At 64.9% G+C, this 20,156-nt stretch carries 4 protein-coding genes and 1 pseudogene; 3 read left to right on the top strand and 2 right to left on the bottom strand.

All coding sequences use genetic code 11. From position 1 onward, the window contains the following. Positions 1–417: 417 nt before the first annotated feature. Positions 418–6,387 (bottom strand): GH92 family glycosyl hydrolase, encoded by a 5,970-nt coding sequence (locus tag FB461_RS11255; protein ID WP_142122160.1) that lies wholly within the window; start codon positions 6,385–6,387, stop codon positions 418–420. A 251-nt stretch (positions 6,388–6,638) separates the two neighbouring features. Here FB461_RS11255 and FB461_RS11250 point away from each other — a divergent pair. Next, a pseudogene (locus tag FB461_RS11250) lies at positions 6,639–7,206 on the top strand (dihydrofolate reductase family protein). A gap of 45 nt (positions 7,207–7,251) precedes the next feature. Here FB461_RS11250 and FB461_RS11245 read toward each other — a convergent pair. Then, entirely contained in the window at positions 7,252–13,218 is a 5,967-nt protein-coding gene (locus tag FB461_RS11245) for a GH92 family glycosyl hydrolase (protein ID WP_142122158.1), read from the bottom strand. Positions 13,219–13,663: 445 nt separating this feature from the next. Here FB461_RS11245 and FB461_RS11240 point away from each other — a divergent pair, with 445 nt between their 5' ends. Next, the gene (locus tag FB461_RS11240) at positions 13,664–18,004 is read left to right on the top strand and encodes a GH92 family glycosyl hydrolase (RefSeq protein ID WP_142122156.1); all 4,341 of its coding nucleotides are present in this window, start codon (positions 13,664–13,666) and stop codon (positions 18,002–18,004) included. A 220-nt stretch (positions 18,005–18,224) separates the two neighbouring features. After that, positions 18,225–20,144, top strand: coding sequence for a hypothetical protein (locus tag FB461_RS11235; RefSeq protein WP_142122154.1), 1,920 nt, complete (start codon positions 18,225–18,227; stop codon positions 20,142–20,144). Positions 20,145–20,156: the final 12 nt, after the last annotated feature.

Here is a 20,156-nt window from a genome sequence, read left to right as displayed (position 1 = left end):
CGAGGCGATTTCTATGAAAATTCCATGTGGGTTCGCCGTCTCAGATTGGCAATCCTCAATCCACCCGCGACAAGTCGTAGCGAGGACTCAAGTTCCGAAACGCTTCAGTTCGATTGCCGCCCCGCGGGCGTCCTTCGTGTGCGTGCTTTTCGTGCGGATGCGCGTCTTCTACCCGCGCACGCGAATCAAACTCGCGCAAGCGATGGCGGCCTCGTTGCGATAAAGGCGAGGGCGGACGATCCGCGGTGATGTTTGGCGGAGCGACGAACCGTCCTTAATGACGGTGGGGTGGTCACGCTACATGCGTGACCACCCCACCAGGTGTTGGCCGCGAACTCAGTCTGACTGTATGCCGGACGCAGCACCGCAGCTGTTAGCGGCGGCAATCGGTCCGGTCAAGCGCGTCAGCCAGCCCCGTCAGCGGATCTTGACCTTGACGGTCTTGGAGGACTTACCCGCAACAGTCTTGGTCGACTGGGGCACGAACTTCGCCTTCACCTTGATCGCCTTGGCGTAGCGCTTCTTCAAGGTGATCTTGACCTTGCCCTTCGCCTTGACAGACAGTTTCGCTTTGCCGACGACCTTCTTGCCGACAAGAACTCGGACGGTACCGCTTGCCCACTGTCCGCTGGACAGCTTCGCGACCTTGACCGACACCTTAGGCTTGCTGCCCTTCTTGAACTTCTTGCCCTTCAGCGTCACCTTAGACGTGGTGGCCTTGACCACCTTGAACACCTGGACGGACTTGGCAGAAACGGTGGTCTCACCACCCGCGACGAGCGTGGCCGTGACTCCGGCATACGAGCCCACGGCAAGTGCGGCAGGCAGGGTCAACGTCGCCACGTAAGCCGATCCGGACTTCGCCAACGGGGCAGTGCCCAGCGACTTGGCACCGGCCTTGAAAGTCACCGTTCCGGCAGTCGCCCCCGAGACGACAACCGAGACCCGCGCGCGCTTAGCCGTCACGGAACCGTAGGCCTGGCTCGTCTTGCTGAACCGCGGCGCCGAAACTGACGCAACGACAGGGGGAACCTGCTTCTGGGCCACTGTCACAGTCACTTCACCCGAAACGGATGGAGCATGGCCTGCATCGCCCAGGTACCTCGCGGTGAACGTGTAGACCCCAGGAACCAGCCCGGAGACCGACTTGGTGGCGACACCATCAGTAACCTGCGCCGAACCGATTGATGCGTCGGAGGAGAAGAACTCCACCGACCCAGTCCCACCGGCACTGACCTGCGCACTCAGAGCCACGCTGCCACCCTCAACCAGGGTCGCGACATCGCTCGTGAGCGTCGTCGACGTCACCGCACGCGCCGCCACGCTGATCTGTCGGGTCACGTTCTTACTGGTCACGCCATCGTCAACCGTGATGGTGATCGTGTAGTTGCCCGCCTCCGTGTAGGGGAGCGGGGACGAGATCGTTCCGTCACCGGCCACGGTGACCGTGGTCGCTGGCGATCCGTCGCCCCAGTTGATGACCGCCGACTTGCCCGCGAAGGACTCACCGCCGGAGGTAGTGGCCAGCTGAACCGGCACGGTTGAACCCTCGGTTACCGACAGGGTGCTTCCGCCAGTGACCGCGATCGGTGCGGTCGCCGCCTGGTTTCCGTCGGTGGCCACGGCGAAGAGGTGAATCTGCGCCTTGCCCGAGCCGGCAGCGGGAATTTCGAGCCAGACGACCTCGCCGTGACCCGTCTGCAGGTCGGTGGGGGGCGTGGCCCAGATTTTCGGGCGCAGGCTGGAGTCGACTAGCGACCCGGAACCGTTGATGCGACCGATGCTGGATCCGACGGGGATGTTACCGAAGCCGGTTGCCGCGTCCCAGTTGTTGTAGCTGATGCCGATGTTCTGCGTAGCGCCATCGGCGTATGTCAGCGTCACCTGCTTGGACAGGTCACTCTCGTTCGCGCTACCGATGAAGGAGACCTTCGTAGCGTTCGCGCCGAGGTTGACCCGGACCTTGCGGACGCCCTTGCCAGTGAGGTTGTCCTTCTGACCGTTCGCGATGATCGGCAGGGTGAACTTCAGCGACGTGTTGCCCGGAACCGTGTGCTCGGTGCCCTGAATCAGCGCCGGGTAGGTTTCGTGGGCCGTGGCCAGGCTCGTCTTGTCATAGGCGTAGCCGTTTCCGTCGCAGTTGGCGGGAACACCGGCGACCGTGAGGCAAGCGGTGTCGAAGTTGCTGGCGAAGCGCAGGTCCCGAGCGAACGTGATGGTGGTCTCGCCCGTCTTGGTCTCACTGCCCTTGGTCACCGTGATCTTCACCGGATACGTCCCGGAGTTCGCGTAGGTGTGCGCGGCCGAGACGGTCGCGCCGCCGAGCCCGCCCACGGCAACCGTTCCGGTCACCGGAGCCGAGCCGTCGCCGAAGTCGACCGTGGCCGTAGCACCGGCCACGTCTCCGCTGAGCACCGCCACGGTGCCATTGAACGCGCCCGAGCTGCTTGCCTGCAGGTTGGCCGAGCCATTGACCGCGAGCTCGCTCGAACCACTTCCCTGCGGGTCGACCAGGAGCTCAACCTCTGCAACGGACGTTCCGTTGTTGAACGTCAGGCGGTATTCGCCGTACGAGCCGCGCGTTGCAACCTGGTAGGGCTGCGTCTGCTTGTCGAAGGCGAACACCTGGCCCGTGCGCTCATCGAGCGTCGTCCATGCTCCGCCACCCGTGCGGCCTTCCAGCTTCCAGGACGAGGGCGCGGCGGCCTTCGCCGCGCTCGTGATCGTATAGGTCTTCACCTCGACCGGTCCCACGGTGGAGGTCGTCGTCACCGTCGAGCCCGAGGTGATGGTCGCCGAGGTATCCGACGTGTCGTCGCTCAGGTTACCGGCGTTCGTGACTCCGGTGCCCACGCTCGATGAGTACGAGGCCTTCGTGAGGTCCGCCAGCGGGGACGGCGCCTTGACCTGGCGGTTCAGGTCCTTGCCCCAGTTGGAAGGCGCACCCGACATCGTGAAGTTCAGCGTGTTCGCCGCTCGCAGATCGGAGAGTTCGATCTTGGGCTGCGTCAGCGTCTTGGAGCCGACCGTGACGCCGGAGACATAGACGTTGTCGCGCGAGTTGTTCGCGGCGTTGATCGTCAGATCTCCGCCCTGCGACGCGGCGCGGTGGACCACGACCTTGTCGAACAGCGGCGAACCCACGGTGTACTCACCAGAGGCGAGCGCGAGCGGGTAGAATCCGAGCGCCGAGAAGAGGTACCAGGACGACATTTCGCCGTTGTCCTCGTCACCGAGGTAGCCCTGACCGATGTCGGCTCCGACGAACAGTCGCTGCAGTGATTCGCGCACGACCTCCTGCGTCCGGGTCGGGTCGCCGGTGGCGGCCGAGATGTACGGAATGTGGTGCGAGACCTGGTTGGACATACCCAGTTGGCCGAGTCGGACGGCCGAGGCCTCCAACTCCTCGTGAATCGTGCCCGAACTCTTCTCGGGAGTCGCGTAGAACTCGTCCAGCTTGGCCTTGATGCCAGCGGTGGTCTCACCGTAGAGGCCGGCGAGGCCGTCCGGGTCGAACGGCGCGTGGAAGGCGAAGTTCCAGCCGTTGGTCTCGGTGTAGGGACCCCACCACGTCTTCGGGTTGAAGTTCGAGGGGTTCGGCGAGAACGTGCCGTCCGCATTGCGCGTGGTGAAGAAGTTCACGCTCGAGTTGAACATGTTGACGTAGTTCTTAGCGCGATCGGCGTAGTACTCGGCCTGCTCGGCGTACCGAGCGCGCTTGGCCGCGGACAGCGACGTCTCCTGGGACAGCTTCTCCGCCATCTTGGCGATCCCGTCGTCGTTGATGAAGCCTTCCAAGCCCCACGAAACCGTCTCGTGCGTGGGATCGGTCGTGTAGCCAAGGAAGATCGACTGGAACAGGCCCTTGCGGCCAGTGGATTCACTCGGCGAAACGACGGTGGCGTTCTTCGCGGCCGCCTCGAAGGCGCGCTCGGCCTGGGCCAGGACGGTTGTGGACGAGTCCTTAACCGTGGTCGCGCCCGGAAGTCCGGAAGAGATGTAGACGTCCGCGAAGGAGACGTCAGAACTCGTTCCCGTCATGATGTTCGAGTAGCCCGGCGAAGTCCAGCGCGAGACCCATCCGCCGTCGTCGTATTGCTTCAGGAAGCCCTCTTCCAGCTCAGCTGCGAACTCCGGGTACAGGAAGGTGTACAGGGGCCACGCGGTCCGGTAGGTGTCCCAGAAGCCATTGTTCACATAGTTCTTGCCGGACTTGACCGGGACGTTCTGATCCGTGTTCTCGGCGGAGGTGCCCCCCACCGCGGACGCGTACTTGTACACCGGGCTGCCCGCGGTACCGGTGTTCTCCCACCGGGCGTTGGGGTACATGTTCAGGCGGTACAGGTTCGAGTAGACGTTGACTCGGTCCGTGTCGTTCGCCAGCGTCGACTGGCTGAGGTCGATGACCGACAGCCGGTCCTGCCACAGGCTGGCCGCGGCGTCGCGAACCGTCTCGAGCGACGCCCCGTCGATCTCAAGCTGGAGGTTCTTCTGTGCCTGCGCGGCCGAGATGAACGAGGTGGCGACGCGCAAAGTCACCGTCTTGTTGGTGGAGGTGTCGAAGCGGGCGTAGCGGGCGCCGTTGCCGTTCGTTGCCGCCCCCTGCGCGGTGGAGGTGCGGTCGAACTCGCCATAGACGTACATGCGGGTCGATCCGGCACCGGAGCCGCCTCGCTTGGTTCCCTGGACGTAGCCCTCCAGCTTGTTGCCCGTGACCGTGAGGCCGACGCTGTTGGAGACACCGCCGTCGATGAACACGGTGCCCGTGGTCTGCGACGCGGGGTAGGTAAAGCGGACCACGCCAGCGTGGCTGCTGGGCGCCATCTCGATCTTCAGTCCGCTCTTGATCCCCTGGTTGGCGGGGTCGCGGAACTCGACCGAGTAGTAGTCGGGCCGCCCGATCTCGTCGTCGTGGCTGAACGGAACCGCCCGCGTGCCGAATGCCGCGTCAGTTGCCGACGCGGAAGTCGAGGGCATGAACACGAGCTGGTTGGAGTCGCCCATCCAGATCGAGGTTTCGTGGGAGATTCCCACACCCTGCAGGCTCGGGAGGTTCTCCGAGTTGTTGGCCCGGTGGTATTCATACAGCGTGTTCGAATCGGCGTTGGTGAACGGTGTCCAGAAGTTGAAGCCGTTCGGGACCGTGGTCGCCGGGATGTTGGTGCCGCGCGAGAACGCGCCGTTCGACTGGGTTCCGCGGCGGGTTTCGACATAGTTGACGAGCTTGGCGCCGTTGATCGGCGCTACGTCCTTGATCGAGACGTCATCGACATACCCGCGGATGACGGTGTCCGCGACGCCCGCCGGGTTGTCGTAGGTGAGCGCGATCTGCGTGATGGTCTTGCCCGCGTAGGACCCGAGGGGCACCTTGACGGAGTTCCACTGGTTGGCGAACAGTGCCTTTTCCGCTCCCTGATCGCGGGCCGTCATGCGGAAGCCGTTCTGGTCGCGGACGGAGTTGTTCGCGGAAAGCCAGGTGCCATCGGAGAACTTCAGGTCGAGAGCGACGTAGGTGGCCGAGTACTCCCAATCGGCGTTGAGTACCGGGTACACCTTGTAGGAGAACTCCGTGTTGGTGTCCACGGCGATGTTCAGACCCGAGTTGACCGCGACGGTCGTCTTCACCGCCCCAGCCGCGAGGTGCTTGCCCCAGTAGTAGGCGGAACGCTTGCCGGTGAAGCCAGCGCCCTGCTTCTGGCTCCAGCCGCCCGTCGGCCCGGACGACGTCACGAGCGAGATCGGTCCAGGGGCCGGGGTGCCCGTGGAGATCTGCGGAGTCCAATCGGCCAGCTGAGTGCCGCTCGCGCCATTGTTTGCCGTGATGCGAAGCCGGTAGTAGCGGTAGGAGCCCGTCGTCGTGAGGTTGTAGGTCTGGGACTTGAACCGGGTGTCGAAGCTCTGGCCCGTGACCGTTTCCAGGGTGGTCCAGGTCGAGCCGTCGTTCGAGCCGGCGACCGTCCAGTCCTTCGGGTCTCGACCCGACTCGTCGTTCGCGGAGGTCACCGTGTAAGTCGAGAAGGTCCGCGCGGTGCCGTAGTCGTAGATGGCGGCGAGCGGCGATCCCGTCGAAGGCGACACTCCGGCGAACCACTTCGTCGCAGAGTTGCCGTCGGCGATCATCTCGACCGACTCGCCACCAGGGTTCGCCTGGGAGGATGGCTCCGCCGAAATGGCGAGCACGCCCGTATTGGTGCCCGTGAAGGTGGCCGGCGTCGCGCCGAGGTTCGCGCCATCGATATTCGGGTCACTAGTCTCGAACGACGAGGACCACGTGCCTCCTGCGGCTAGCGCGGCGGGTGCCGCAGCAAGGCCGGCGGCGGCGAGGCTCGCAGCCGTCGCGAAGGCGATGATCGCGGAACGGCGACCGCGCCGAGTGTGCGCTGGCATGTGTGAACTGGGCGATTTCACGGCAACTCCTGTGTCAGACGGATATCCGTTTGACCGTTCCTGCTCCGCCGCTTCTATGCAGCGCAACTGACAACGTTGTCAAACTCGTCCAATGGTAGTCCCACTTTCGGACGATTCGCAACGGACTGCACAGGATCTCCGCAAACGCCTCGCGGCCGGGTAGTTCCGGGCGGCGTCCCATGGGCTTGAGAGCGCGCAACCACGTGCGGATGTATCAAGGGAGTGCGGCGATGAGGCGACTTCGATATTCGATCAATGTCACGTTGGACGGCTGCTGTCACCACGAGGCCGGGCTTCCCCCGAACGACGAATCGATGCGCTACTGGACCGCCGAGATGCTGCGCGCCGATGCCCTGCTACTGGGCCGGGTGACCTACGAAATGATGGAATCGGCGTGGCGTCGTCCGGCCGCGGGCGAATGGCCGGGCTGGATGGAAGAGTGGGAGATTCCGTTTGCGAGGCCATCGACGGGGCGCAGAAGTACGTGGTGTCGAGCACGCTTAGCCAGGTTGATTGGAACGCCGAACTCGTGCGCGGCGACGTCGCGAAGGCGGTATTGCGCCTCAAGCAGCAACCGGGAGAGACCCTGTGGGTGGGGGGAGTCACGCTGCCGGCGTCGCTGGCGGGCTGGAACTGATCGACGAGTACGAGTTCCTAGTACAGCCCGTCCTCGCCGGACATGGGCCGACGCTACTCGCTGGCCTGCGCGAGCGCATCCAACCCGAACTCATGGCTCGCCAGGAGTTCCGCTCCGGGGCGATCGCGATGCGCTACCGGCCCAAGCACACCGCGGCTTGATTCGATACGGCCTAGCCGGGCGGCCCGCAGCGCGGCGAACTGGGATCAACGCACCTTGACCCTGATGGCCTTCGATGTCTTCGCGGCGACGGTCTTAACCGATTTCGGCACGAACTTCGCCTTTACCTTGACCGCCGTGGAATAACGCTTCTTCAGGGTGACCGTCACTTTGCCCTTGGCCCCAGCCGTCAGCTTTGCCTTACCCGCCACCTTCTTGCCCACGAGGATCCGCACCGTGCCCGTTGGCCACTGGCCGTTGGACAGTTTGGCCACCTTAACCTTGATCTTGGGCTTCGTGCCCTTCTTGAACTTCTTGCCCGTCACCTTCACCGCCGAAGGGCCAGCCTTCGTCACCGTGAAGACCGATGTGGAGACGGGTGAGGTTACGCTCACGGAGCCGGCGACCAGCGAAGCCGTTACGCCACGGTACGTTCCGACCGGAAGCCCCGCGGGCAGCGCTGCCGAGGCCCCATAGACGGAGCCGGACTTGACGACCTTGGCGGAACCCAGGGTGCGGCTACCGGCCTTGAACGTGACCACACCTGAGGTCGAGCCAACCACGGCGACCGAAATGCGCGCCCGCTTGGACGCGATCGAACCGTATGCCTGGGACGGCTTGGAATAGGTGGGAACGCCGACCCGCGTGGCGATCGGCACCACGGGCGGGTTATCGCCACCACCCGGGTTGTCCCCGCCACCGGGGTTGTCGCCACCGCCCGGGTTGTCCCCGCCGCCCGGGTTGTCCCCGCCGCCAGGGTTGTCCCCGCCACCGCTGGGAGCAGTGACCGTGACGACGGTTGTCCCCGTCGCGGAGCGGAAGCCGTCCTCGACCACGGTCGTCACCAGATAGGTGCCGCTTGCCGCGTAGGTATGCGCGGCGGCGATCACCCCAGTTTGGTTGGACACGCTGCTCACGGCGGAGCCATCGCCCCAGTTCACGGTCGCTGAATAGCGGGCGGCCGAACCCGCGGCACCGGATGCTTGGCCAAGCGCGATCGTGCTCGCCTGCGTCGCCACCGCTGTCGCCGAGTTCACGGCGGAGTAGGCCAGAGAGCTCTGCGATGCGGTCGAGCCGTTGGACGCGATTCCGAATATGTGCAACTGGCCAGCCGCGACTCCCGTGGAGATGTTCGGCAGCGTCAGCGCTATCGGCGTCTTACCCGACTGCAGGGTATGGACGGCGGTCGCGAAAATCCCGGCCGTGTTGTTGTCTCCGGTCCCCGTTCCCAGCAGGCGACGGTTGGAGCGCGCCACGACCGTGCCACCGTACGGCGGACTGGCCACACCGCCCACCCAGTCCCCGAAGCCGATCGCGATTGCCTGGCTGGTGCCGTCGGAATAGTGCAACGTCCCGTTGGCCGTGCGCGCCGTCTCGTTCGCCGTGCCCAGCACGGATATCTTGGTTGCGCCGGCGCCGAGATTGAGCGCGATGGTCTGGCCAAGAGCCACGAGGTTGTCGGGCTGACCCGGGGCCGTGGTGGGAACCACGAACTTGACCGAGGAATCGGACGGGTGGCTCACGGTCTTGCCATTGCCGTATCCGTCGGTGTTCAGGCGGTCCTTGTCGAACGCGTACCCGAGACCGTCGCAGTCCGCGGCCGTGCCGACGGTCGTGAGGCAGGAGCTGTTGTAGTAAGTCGAGATCGAGGCGTCACGCGTCACAGTCAGCTGCGTCCGCTTGGTCACGGTGCGGCCGCCCTGGGTCGCTGTGATGGCGACGTCGTACAGACCAGGAGCCGAGTAGGTGTGGTTCGCCCGGAGCGCTATCTCGCCCAGCGCGTTCGACTCGACCGCGAGCGCGCGCGACGGCGTGCCGTCCCCGTAGTTGACCTGCGCGCTCAGGCCGGACGAGGAACCCAGGCCCGACACGGTCGCCAGCACACCGGTGAAGGGCAGGCCGGACTCGAGGGCGCCGGGATTGCGCGGCTGAATGCCGAAGGCTCCCCCGACCGATATCGGGGTGGTGAGGAACTGCACCTCGGACAGGGCGATGTTCCCGCTGTTCGTCTCCGTGATCAGCAGCCGATAGCGCGAGTATTCGCCGGGATCGCTGACCGTGAAGGCGCGAGTCTGCCGGTGCCACTTGAACGATTCCCCCGTGCGGCTATCGAGCGTGTGCCACCCTGTGTCGAAGTCGAATCCCTGGAATACCCACGACTTGGGTGAACCGGAGTTCATATCGGTGGGACTCGACAGCGTGTAGCCGTAGACGGAGGCCGTACCCGAGTTCGCCGTCCACGTGATCGTGCCCGCGGAACTCGCGAACGTGGCGTCGGTCAGTCCCGAGTTATCCGTGAGATTCGCGGTATTCGTCGTGTTCGGCGCGGACGTCGCGCCGAGCGCGGATCCCAGCAGGTCCCGCTGCACCCGTGGCGCGTCGGCCTCGATCTCCACGGCGCCCCAGGTAGAGGGTGTCGCCGACATCGTGAAGGTCAGTTCGGACGAGTTCCTCAGCGCAGACTGGGACAGTGACGCCGTGGTGAGCGGCGTCGTCGTGGAACCCGACTTGAGCGACACCCCAGAGACGTACTTCTTGGACCAGTCGTTACCCGGCGCGCTGATCAGGAGGTTGCCGCCGTGCGCTGCGCCTCGCTTGATCACCACGCGGTCGAGCAGCGGCGTGCCGATGGTGTACTCACCGGACCCGAGCGCGAGCGGGTAGAAGCCCAACGCGGAGAACACGTACCACGAGGACATCTCGCCGTTGTCCTCGTCGCCCGGGTAGCCCTGCCCGATGTCGGAGCCGACGAACAGGCGCTGCATGACCTCGGAGACGACCTCCTGCGTCGTCGTGGGGTCGCCTGCGGCGGCGGAGATGTAGGGGATGTGGTGAGAGACCTGGTTGGACATGCCGAACTGGCCGATGCGCACGTCCCGCGCCTCGAACACCTCGTGAATGCTGCGACTCCACGCACGTTCGGGCGTGGTGTAGAACGCGCGGAGCTTGTTGACCAGCCCAGCCTTGCCGCCGTACAGCCCGGCGAGCCCGTCGACGTCGAACGGCGCGTGGAAGGCGAAGTTCCAGCCGTCGGTTTCGGTGTACACGTGCTTGTCGCCCGAGATGTATCCCTTGCCCAGGTCCCAGTCCTCGGGGTTGTAGATGCCCTGACTGCGGGCGGTGGAGTCGGTGTAGGTTCCGGGCTTGAACACCCAGTCGCCGGCTACTGTCTTGCCCTGGAAAAATCCCTTGGAACTGGTGCCGATCGAGGGATCGAACATGTTCGCATAGTCCTGAGCGCGCGTCTCGAAGTAGCGTGCCTCGTCCTTGTAGCGCCTGCGTTCGGCCTCGGTAACCCCGCTGGTCGCCTGCGACAGTTTGTCGGCCATCTTCGCCAGGCCGAAGTCGTTGATGTACCCCTCGAGTCCCCAGGAGACCGATTCGCCCTGGATCTCGGGGGTGTATCCGAGGAACTGGGAGTTGTCGATCGACTTGCGCCCCACTTGATTGGTGCCGGTTCCCGATGGGGTGTTGCTCTGCGGCGTGGTGGTGGCGTTCTTGACGCCGGCCTCGTATGCCTCCTTGGCGACGGCGGTGCTGATCGCACCCGAGGTGTAGGCCTCGGCGAAGGCCACGTCGGAACTCGTCCCCGTCATGAGGTCGGCGTAACCCGGCGAGCTCCACCGCGAAATCCAGCCGGAGTCGCGGTACTGCTGGACGAACCCGTCGACCAGCTCGTTCGTGAGGTCCGGGTAGAGGAACGAGTACAGCGGCCAGGCGGTGCGGTATGTGTCCCAGAAGCCATTGTTGACGTAGAGCTTGCCGGACTTGATAACCGCGTTCGTCGCCGTCGCTGACGCGCTGCCCTGCTTCGCGGCGAACGGCGAAGCGTACTGCCACGTGGGGTTCGATGAACCGAGCGCCGATGTGTCCTCGAAGTGCTTGTTGGGGTAGAGGTTGAGGCGGTACAGATCGGAGTAGAGATTGCGCTTCTCGACGTCCGTCGCATTGGACCCGGTCAGGTCGATCACGCCCAGGCGGTCGTTCCACGCGGACTTCGCCGCGTCGCGAACCTGCTGGAACGACTTGCCGGTCACCTCGCGCGCCAGGTTCTTGCCCGCCTGGTCCTGGGAGATGAACGATGTCGCCCAGCGAAGCTCCAGCACCTTGTCGCTGGCGCTGATGGGGAATGATCCGTAGGCGCTTCCGCCGCGTTCTGACGCCGCCCCCGTGATCGTCGGGGACTTGGACAACGTGCCGGCGAGGAACATCCGGCTGTTGCCGGTGGAGAGGCCGCTCCCGCCGTCCACCCAACCGGTCACGGACGTGCCGCTGATGTTCAGCTGACCATCGCCGGTGACCTTGTCCAGCAGCAGGCGCATGGACGATTCGTTCGCGTTGTCGGTGAACCTGAAGATTCCGCCGTGGTCGGTGGGCGTCGCTTCGATGGTCAGGCCGCCACTGATGTCGACCTTGTAGTAATCCGGCCGGGCGATCTCGTCGTCGTGGCTGAATGCCTTGGCCCGTGCCTCGAGCCCACCAGTAGGAACGCCTCCGCCGTTGTCGGGCATGACGGACAGCGATGCGCGGTCGCCCATCCACGGGCTGGTCTCATGGGAGATCCCGAGTCCCTGGAGGGTGGGCAGGTTGGACGAGTTGTTCTGGTGCTGGTACGCATAGAGCCACGTGCGCGAACCGGCATCGGTCATCGGCGTGATGAAGTTGAAGCCGTTGGGGGTGGCGGTGGCGGGGATGTTGTTGCCGCGCGAGAAGCTCCCAGTCGAGTTGGTGCCGCGACGGGTGTCGACGTAGTTGGTCAGCGAGGACGAGTCGATCACTGCCGCGTCCTGGATTCGAATGTCGTCGATCCAGCCCGTGAATGCGGCGCTCTGCTCGCCATTCGGGTTGTCGTAGTTCAGGAGGATCTTGGAGATCGTCTTGCCCGCGGCCGCCTTCAGGCTAACCGCGACGTGATTCCACTGGTTGGCGTACAGGACCTTGCCGAGTCCCTGGCCGCGACCGGTGGCGGGGTACCCGTATTGGTCGGTCGTCGCGAGGGACGAGGCCCGTGTTCCGTCGCTGAACTCCACGTCGAGGGCGACGTACGTGGCGGGATACTTCTTGCTGGCGTCATCGGTGACGGGATAGTTGCTGTCGGCGCCACGCAGATTGGGCATGACCATGTAGCTGAGTTCGGTGGACGAGCCGACCGCGACGTTCACGCCCTGATAGAGCACCGAGGTTGCGGCGGCCCGGGCCGTCGACGCGATCGTTCCGGCGTATTTGAGGGCACGGGTTCCACTCCAGCCCGCCCCGCTCTTGATCGTGGTACCGCCCGTGATGCCGCTGGCTGCCGACAGCGATAGACCGCCGCCCACCGACGTTGAGGATCCGTCGGACAGATCCCACTCGGCGAGCTGGGTCGCCGTTTGGCCGTTGTTCTCCGTGATGGATAGGCGGTAGCGCGTGTAGGACGTCGAGTTGGAGATCGAGAAGTCCCGGACCTGCCCACGAGACGAGAACGTCTGACCGGTCTTCGTGTCCAGCGTGGTCCACGAGCTGCCGTCGTTGCTGCCCTGCAGAGTCCAGGCCTTCGGATCGCGCTCGGGGACGTCGTTCGCCGAGACCATGCGGTAACTCTTGACGACCTTGCCCGAATTCAAGGTGTAGGTCAAGGTCAGCGGGCTCCCCGCCGAGGGTTGCGCGAAGGCGAGCCACTTGGTGGCGGCGCTGCCGTCCCGCAGTTGCGCGATGCCCTCGCCCCCGGCCGTGTTCTCCGAGCTGGCCGTCGCGCTCGATATGGACTGGGTGATGCTACCTGGCAGATACGTCGAGCCGAGATTCGTTGACTCGACAACCGTGTCGGTCTGGGGAGCCGGCTGGCCTGACTCGAATGACGTCGACCACTGGGTGGCAGCGAGCGCCGGCGGTGCACCGACCAGGCCGACCAGGACGAGCGCTCCGGCGGATCCGAGGGCCAGTAGCGCGCGGGCCCGCGCGTGCGCCGCATTCCTCTTGCGACGGTCAGTCGATCCAGGCTCCGACGAGCGCTTCCGATTCGCGAACTCGGCCATGGCCACGTACTCCTCAGTTCTGCGCGCTACGGCTGCGCGCCAGGCAAGATTCCGCCCAGCCCGGATTCTTCCGGAGAACGCGAGCAAGGAGGAACGACGACAACGTTGTCAGCAAAGTGCACGTTATCGGACTCGAGGTATCGCGTCAACCGGAAGCGACCCGCGCACCGGCGGGAAGTAACGTTTCGGCGGGGATTGCGATTGGTTGACACTCATGGAGGGCAAACGTAGGGTGGATGCAAACATGACAGCGTTGTCACAAAGGTCTTTGAGTACTGTTTGACCTCGACACGGAAAAGGCCACGGCGCATTCATCCCGAGTAAACCGGATCGACACTCCCTGCGAGATCTTTCGTGAGAACGTCTGTTGGGCTACTCGTCCAAAAACCGAGCAGCCCGAACAGCGCGCCGACCCATCCGGCGCGCAAACCGGAAAGGAAAGTGCATGTCAACAAAGCCCCGCAAGCGCGGGCTCCGCGCATCCTGCGCGAGCGTCGCCGCGGCCGGACTGATGCTCACCGGGGCGCTGGTCGCCCCGGCGGCAGCGAACGCAGCCGACGTGAGCGCGTTCGATTCCGTAAATCCCTGGATCGGTACCGCGAAGGACAACGCCCAGAACAAGGCGAACGACGCGTTCGGCAACACGTGGCCGGGCGCCGCGCTGCCGTTCGGCATGGTCCAGTTCTCGCCGACCACGACCGCTTCCAGCAACACCACCTGGAAGAACGAATACGGAGTCGACGGCGCATACATGACGTCGCCCACGGACATCTACATCCGCGGATTCGGCATGACGCGACTCTCCGGAACGGGCTGCAACGACCGCTTCTCCGGCTTCGACTTGCCGTTCCTGCCCTACACGGGCAACGTGAGCGGCACGGGCACGCTGGACCCGGCCAAGGGCACGCCGGGGACGAGTGACGGAAACTTCCGCGATTACTTCGCGAGCCGCTTCCTCCACTCCGATGAGGAGGGCGAGCCCGGCTACTACAAGGTCAAGCTCGACACCGACGGCGGCGATTCGGCCACGGACAACAGCGGCGCCAAAGACACGACGGTGGAGATGACCGCGACCACCCGCACCGGCATCGCGAAGATCGCCTTCCCGGCTGGCAAGAACGCAGCGGTCCTGTTCAACGCCTCGGGCTCGAACAACAATAACGGCCTATCGCAGGTGACGATCAACCCGGCGACGAACACCATCTCGGGCTTCACCACCGCCAAGACCGTGTGCAACGAGGGCTCTTACCGGATCTTCTTCTCCACCACGTTCGACCAGCCCTTCACGGCGGTCGGCAAGTGGCAGGGCGGCACCTCGTCGGCCGCCGGGACGGGCACGCAGACCATTAGTTCCGCGGTCACCACCACGACCACGGACTCCAAGAACGGCCGCAACGCATTCGGCGTCGTGCTGAAGTTCGCCGATGGCGCAAACGTCGAGATGCGGACCGGAATCAGTTACGTATCCGACACGAACGCCGAGCTGAACCGCACCCAGGAGGCGCCGGCTGCCACGAGCTTCGCTACCCTGCGCGCGGCCGCCAAGACCACGTGGGAGAACGCCCTCGGCACCCTCAACGTCACGGGTGGCAGCGACAAGGAGCGCACCAAGTTCTACACCGCGCTGTACCACTCGCTGCTGCACCCGAATATCTACGAGGATGTCAACGGCCAGTACCGCGGGTACTACAAGGACGCCAAGGCCAAGAACGACTGGCCCACATCCGGCACGGAGATCAAAACCCTCGCCGCCGGGCAGCAGCACGAGTACGTGACTTACTCCTCGTGGGACTCGCTGCGCGGCCAGATGCAGTTGATCGCCATGCTCTTCCCGAAGGTCGGCTCCGACATGGCCGCCTCCATCTACAATATGAGCGACCAGGTCGGCACCTGGTACAACTGGCCCCACCTCGGTTCGGCGCAGAAAAAGATGGAAGGCGACGGCATGCAGTCCATCGTCGCGTCACTGTACGCATTCGGCTCGACCGACTTTGACGCATCGGCCGCGGTCGATTCGATGGTGAGCGCCACCTCGCTCGGCAAGAGCAGCTACTTCCGTGCCAACTTCGTGCAGTACGCGGGGACGAGTTTCATCGAGGACCGCTGGACCACTGCCGCATCGACCACGATGGACTACGCCATGGCGGACTTCGGCGTGGCGCAACTCGCCGAGCGCGTCGGCAAGACCGGCGTCCACGACGACTACATGGTCCGGGCCCAGTCCTGGCGCAGCCTGGTGAGCCAGGACGCCGCCTACCCGAACCGGATCGTGCCACGCGACCGCAAGGGGTTCTGGGCATCGTTCGAACTGAACAACCGCTCCAATTCCTCGGGGGCGCCGGACTCGGGCGCTCAGAACCGCGACCTGTTCGACCAGTCGACCGGTCTGCAGTACCAGTGGTACATGACGCAGAACATTGCCGGCGTCATCGATGCGCTCGGTGGGAAGGCAGCCGCCGAGACGAAGCTCGACGGCATGTTCAACTACCCGACCCTCGACCGGCTGGACGTCTCCGGCTCCTCGAGCAACGGCGCATACATGTCCAACCAGCCGTCCATGCACAGCCCCTGGGTCTACAGCTGGCTGGGAAAGCCGGTCAAGACGACGCAGGTGCTCGACAAGGCACGTAGCACCATGTACTTCGCCGACGCCATCGACACCTCCGTCCCGGCTCCCGCCAACCCCGGCTTCGCCGGCTCCGTCGCCGTCGGCCTGCCCGGCAACGACGACCTCGGTTCGTTGTCCTCCTGGTACGTCTGGTCGAGCATCGGGCTCTACCCGGCCATCTTCGGCCGCGCCGAGTTGCTCGTATCCTCCCCGGCATTCGACGCGGTGACCATCACGTCGCATCAACTCGACGGCACGAACACTCCGGTAGCGAACGGCGGGCGCACGATCTCGATCAGCGCCCCGGGCCAGGCGGCCAACCGCTACATCTCGGCGATCAGCGTCAACGGGCAGAACTCCACCAAGTCGTACCTCCCCGAGACTTTCACCCGCTCGGGCGGAACGCTGAACCTGACGATGACCAGCGCGACGAACTCGTCCTGGGGCACCGGAACCGGTGACGTCCCGCCATCGTTCAACGACCAGCGCAACGCGTACAACGCGGTGGGCACGGGCCAGATCGGCACGGCGAACGCTGGCTCGCTCGACGTCGGGGGCGTGACGCTGCCGCGATCGACCCTCGCCTCCGCGGGAGCAACGCCTGGGGCTGCCCTCCAGTACGGTGGCGTGACCTACCCATGGCCAAACTCAGCCCCACTCAAGCCGGATCACTGGGTGCCCAACGGCCAGGCCGTGACCATCAACGCCCGGGCGACGAAGGTCGGCTTCCTCGGGGTTGCCACCAACGGCCCATCCTCCGGCACCGCGAAGATCGTCTTCACGGACGGCACTTCGCAGAACGCCGCGATCACCTTCCCTGACTGGACAAGCGGCGTCACCGAGGGTGCAGTCATCACGGGAACCGGGCGCCTGAGTTCCGGCGGAACGCTGGACTCCTCGACCTGGCGTCTGTACACGGCGGGCGTCGTGTCCGTGCCGGCGGACAAGCGAATCTCCCAGATCGTGCTTCCGTCGGACGTCACGAGCGGGCTGATGCACATCTTCGCGGTGGGCACCAACGCCTCCGAGACCCCGCAGGAGTCGATTGAGCTCGGCAACACCGAAGTCGGTGGCGGAGAGCCTGTCGCCGTCACGGGCGCCGGACTGGAACAGGGTGACGTCGTGACCATCTCGGTGAGCACGACGCCGGCCACCACGAAGTCCGTGACGGTTGGCGCGAACGGCGAGTTTTCGCTCGCGGTGACCCTCGGCGCCGTTCCGGCGGGGACCTACCAGGTGGTCGCCACCGTGCAACGGACCGGACAGACACCTAGTGTCTTCCCGCTGGGCTCGGTCCACGTGACCTACGCCCCGGCACTCACCAGCGTGACCCGCGCGGTTGCCGGATCACCGGTCGCCTTCTCGGGAACGGGCTACGCGCCCGGCGAGGTCGTCACGGTCTCGCTCGGCTCCGCCCAAGCGCAGGTGACCGCCGGCATCACCGGTTCAATCTCTGGTTCCATCACGGCTCCGTTGACCATCGGCATCGCGACGCTCACGGCGACCGGTGCGGTCTCGCAGGCTCCCGTAACGCATTCGCTGGCGGTCGTTTACCCCGCTCCCGGTGACGACCCGATCGGGCCGGGCGGCGGGAATGGTGCCGTGGCGACGAACGTCACGCTCACCTCGAGCGCTGCGTCCGTCGTATACGGCAAAGCGGTCACGTTGACCGCCAGCGTCTCCGACGGGGCCGCGGGTTCGGTCGTGTTCCTCGCAAACGGGATCTTCCTCGGCGAAGCGACGATCTCGGGCGGTAAGGCAACCACTTCCGTGAAGCTGCCCGCGGGCACCTACCGGCCGATCGCGACTTACCTCGGCTCGCCGACCCACCTCGCAGCCACCGGCACCGCCGGGGCGATCCAGGTGGCGAAGGCGAAGACCTCGTCCATCTCTGTCAGCGCGAAGAAGTACAAGCGCAAGAAGGCGGCGAAGGTCACGGTCTCCGTGGGCAAGCTCAGCAACGGCTCCTACCCGGCTGGCACCGTCTCGGTGCTCGTGGGCAAGAAGACGGTTGCCGCCAAGACGCTTTCCGTGTCCAAGAAGGGCAAGGTCACCGTCAAGATCCCCGCGAAGTACACCAAGAAGAAGTCGCTGAAGGTCAAGGCGAAGTTCGCGCCGTCCGACTCGGCGAACATCACCGGCAAGACGTCGAAGGTTCGCACCGTCAAGGCGAAGTGACGACTAAGTAGCAAGTGGGGGTGGCCGCGTATTCGCGCGGCCACCCCCACTTCCGTCTCAGCGGACGTGCGAATGATCGTCGACTTTCAGTTCGCGTGGCGGCGAACCGCTTCGTCCCATTGGTGTTCGTAGCACGGCCTGCTAGCGTATTATGACAACGCTGTCAGGCGCGCATCGGGGCGGGCCTGAGGAACAGTCCGCCACTCTCAATGGAGAAGATGTGAATTCGCCCAAGGTTTCTAGGCGCACGCGACAAGGGTCGTTACTGCGCAAGACGCTTGTTCTCGCCTCCGCCGGCGCAGTTGCGCTCGGACTCGGCGCGGTGGCCACAGCGCCGGCGCAAGCCGCCACGGCACCGCCCGTAACGGCAAACTGGCTCGACTACTACTTCAACAACAAGGGAATCGGCGGCGACGCCGCCGGTGACGCCCCACACTTCGAAGGCGGTAAGGGCTTCCACCGCAGCAATCTCGTGACGGGAGGCCTCGGCTTCGGCTCCGAGCAAAGCCACCCAAGCGATTCGACGCTGAAATACTGGATGGGCGGCGAGAACGTCGGGCCGTTCCTCGACAACATCGAGTCGGCCGGCCAAACCATCGACACCTCAGCGGCCCTCGGTTCCGGTGCCGTCATCTCGGCAACCAAGATTGCCTTCGTCTGGAGCGCCCACAATGCGAGCGACATCGGCGGACCCGTTTCGTTCACGCTCAAGTACGCGAACAATACCCAGCAGACTGTTCAGCGCACGGCCCCGGACTGGTGCTCCGATGGCAACGCCGACAACGTCCAGGTTGCTTCCCGCCAGCCGCGATACGGCGACAACGTAAACTGCACCATTTTCGCCACAACCCCGATTGCACTGACTGGCACGCTGGACTCGATCGTGCTGCCCTCAAGCGATCGGGTTCACGTCTTCGCGATCGCCTCGAACGCCGATACCTCCAACGCGAAGTTCACGATCGACTCGTCCCTGACACTCCCGGCGTCGGTGCACTATGGAGACACCATCCAACCGACCATCGATTGGGGGGCCGAAATCCCTCCATCAATCTCCGGCGCGTGGTACCTGAACGGCGCGGTATTGAGCGAATCCCGCGCGCAATTGGTCGTGCCGAGCAGCTGGGTCGGCAAGACAGTCAGTTACGCCGTGACCATCAAGAAACCCGGTCTCCGCTCTCGTGCCTTCATCTCCAACGAGGTATTGGTCGAACCGGGTGCTCTGAGCACCACTGTGGCGCCCACGCTCACGGGCCTGCCCCGTGTGGGCGACACCCTGGTGGTCGATGCGGGACAGTACGCCGCTCCGTCTCAGGATCCCGCGGTCGTCGGCATCGCAATTCAGTGGCTCGCAGATTCAGTGCCTATCCCCGGCGCTACGTCGGCGCAATACATTCCCGTTGCTGCGGACACCGGTAAGAAGATCTCTGCGCGAATCACCGCCAGCAAGCTCGGATTCAACGACGTCGTAACGACTACGGCGCAGACCACGGCTGTGATAGCCGCCAACGTGAACCCGTTCCCGACTGAACCCGGGCAGCCAACCGAGCCCACGCCGCAACCCGCGCTCATAGCGATCCGTACGCCCGCCTCAACTGGCGGAACGGTTCGTGTTGGTGCCACCGTGAAAGCCTCTGCGGGTACGTACGAACCTGCAGGCGCCGCCATCTCCTACCGCTGGCTCCGTGGCGCAAGCGTCATCCCCGGCGCCGCCAAGGCAACCTACACGATTCAGCCCGCCGACCTCGGAAAGGTGATCTCAGTCGAGATCCACGCGACGGCCAGCGGACGACAGCCGATCACCCAGGTCAAGACCCTGGGCGTTACCGCGTCGGGCGTCATCTCGGCGAGCAAGTCGAAGGTAGTGATCGGCAAGAAGACCGTGAAGAGTGCCACGAAGCCGCGCGTGGGCCAGAAGATGACAGTCAGGATCGCAAAGGCCCAGACACCCGGCGCCAAGGCAACCACCTCGATCCAGTGGTACGCGAACGGAAAGAAGGTCTCCGGCAAAGCAGGCAAGAAGGCGACGCTCAAGGTCAGCAAGAAGCTCCGCGGCAAGCGTCTGCAGGCGCGCGTCACCTACAAGGCGACCGGCTACACCGCCAAGACGGTCAAGACCGTCGTGTCGGGGAAGGTCCGCTGATCATGTCCCTGA

Source organism: Rarobacter faecitabidus (assembly GCF_006716265.1).
Taxonomy (GTDB): domain Bacteria; phylum Actinomycetota; class Actinomycetes; order Actinomycetales; family Cellulomonadaceae; genus Rarobacter; species Rarobacter faecitabidus.
The sequence above is the reverse complement of the archived record's forward strand: the minus strand, read 5'-3'. Positions and strand labels throughout refer to the sequence as shown.

Excerpts from the sequence above, each read along its gene's own strand:
- FB461_RS11255 (WP_142122160.1), bottom strand. The coding sequence starts at position 6,387 with ATGCCAGCGCACACTCGGCGCGGTCGCCGTTCCGCGATCATCGCCTTC.
- FB461_RS11245 (WP_142122158.1), bottom strand. The coding sequence starts at position 13,218 with ATGGCCGAGTTCGCGAATCGGAAGCGCTCGTCGGAGCCTGGATCGACT.
- FB461_RS11240 (WP_142122156.1), top strand. The coding sequence starts at position 13,664 with ATGTCAACAAAGCCCCGCAAGCGCGGGCTCCGCGCATCCTGCGCGAGC.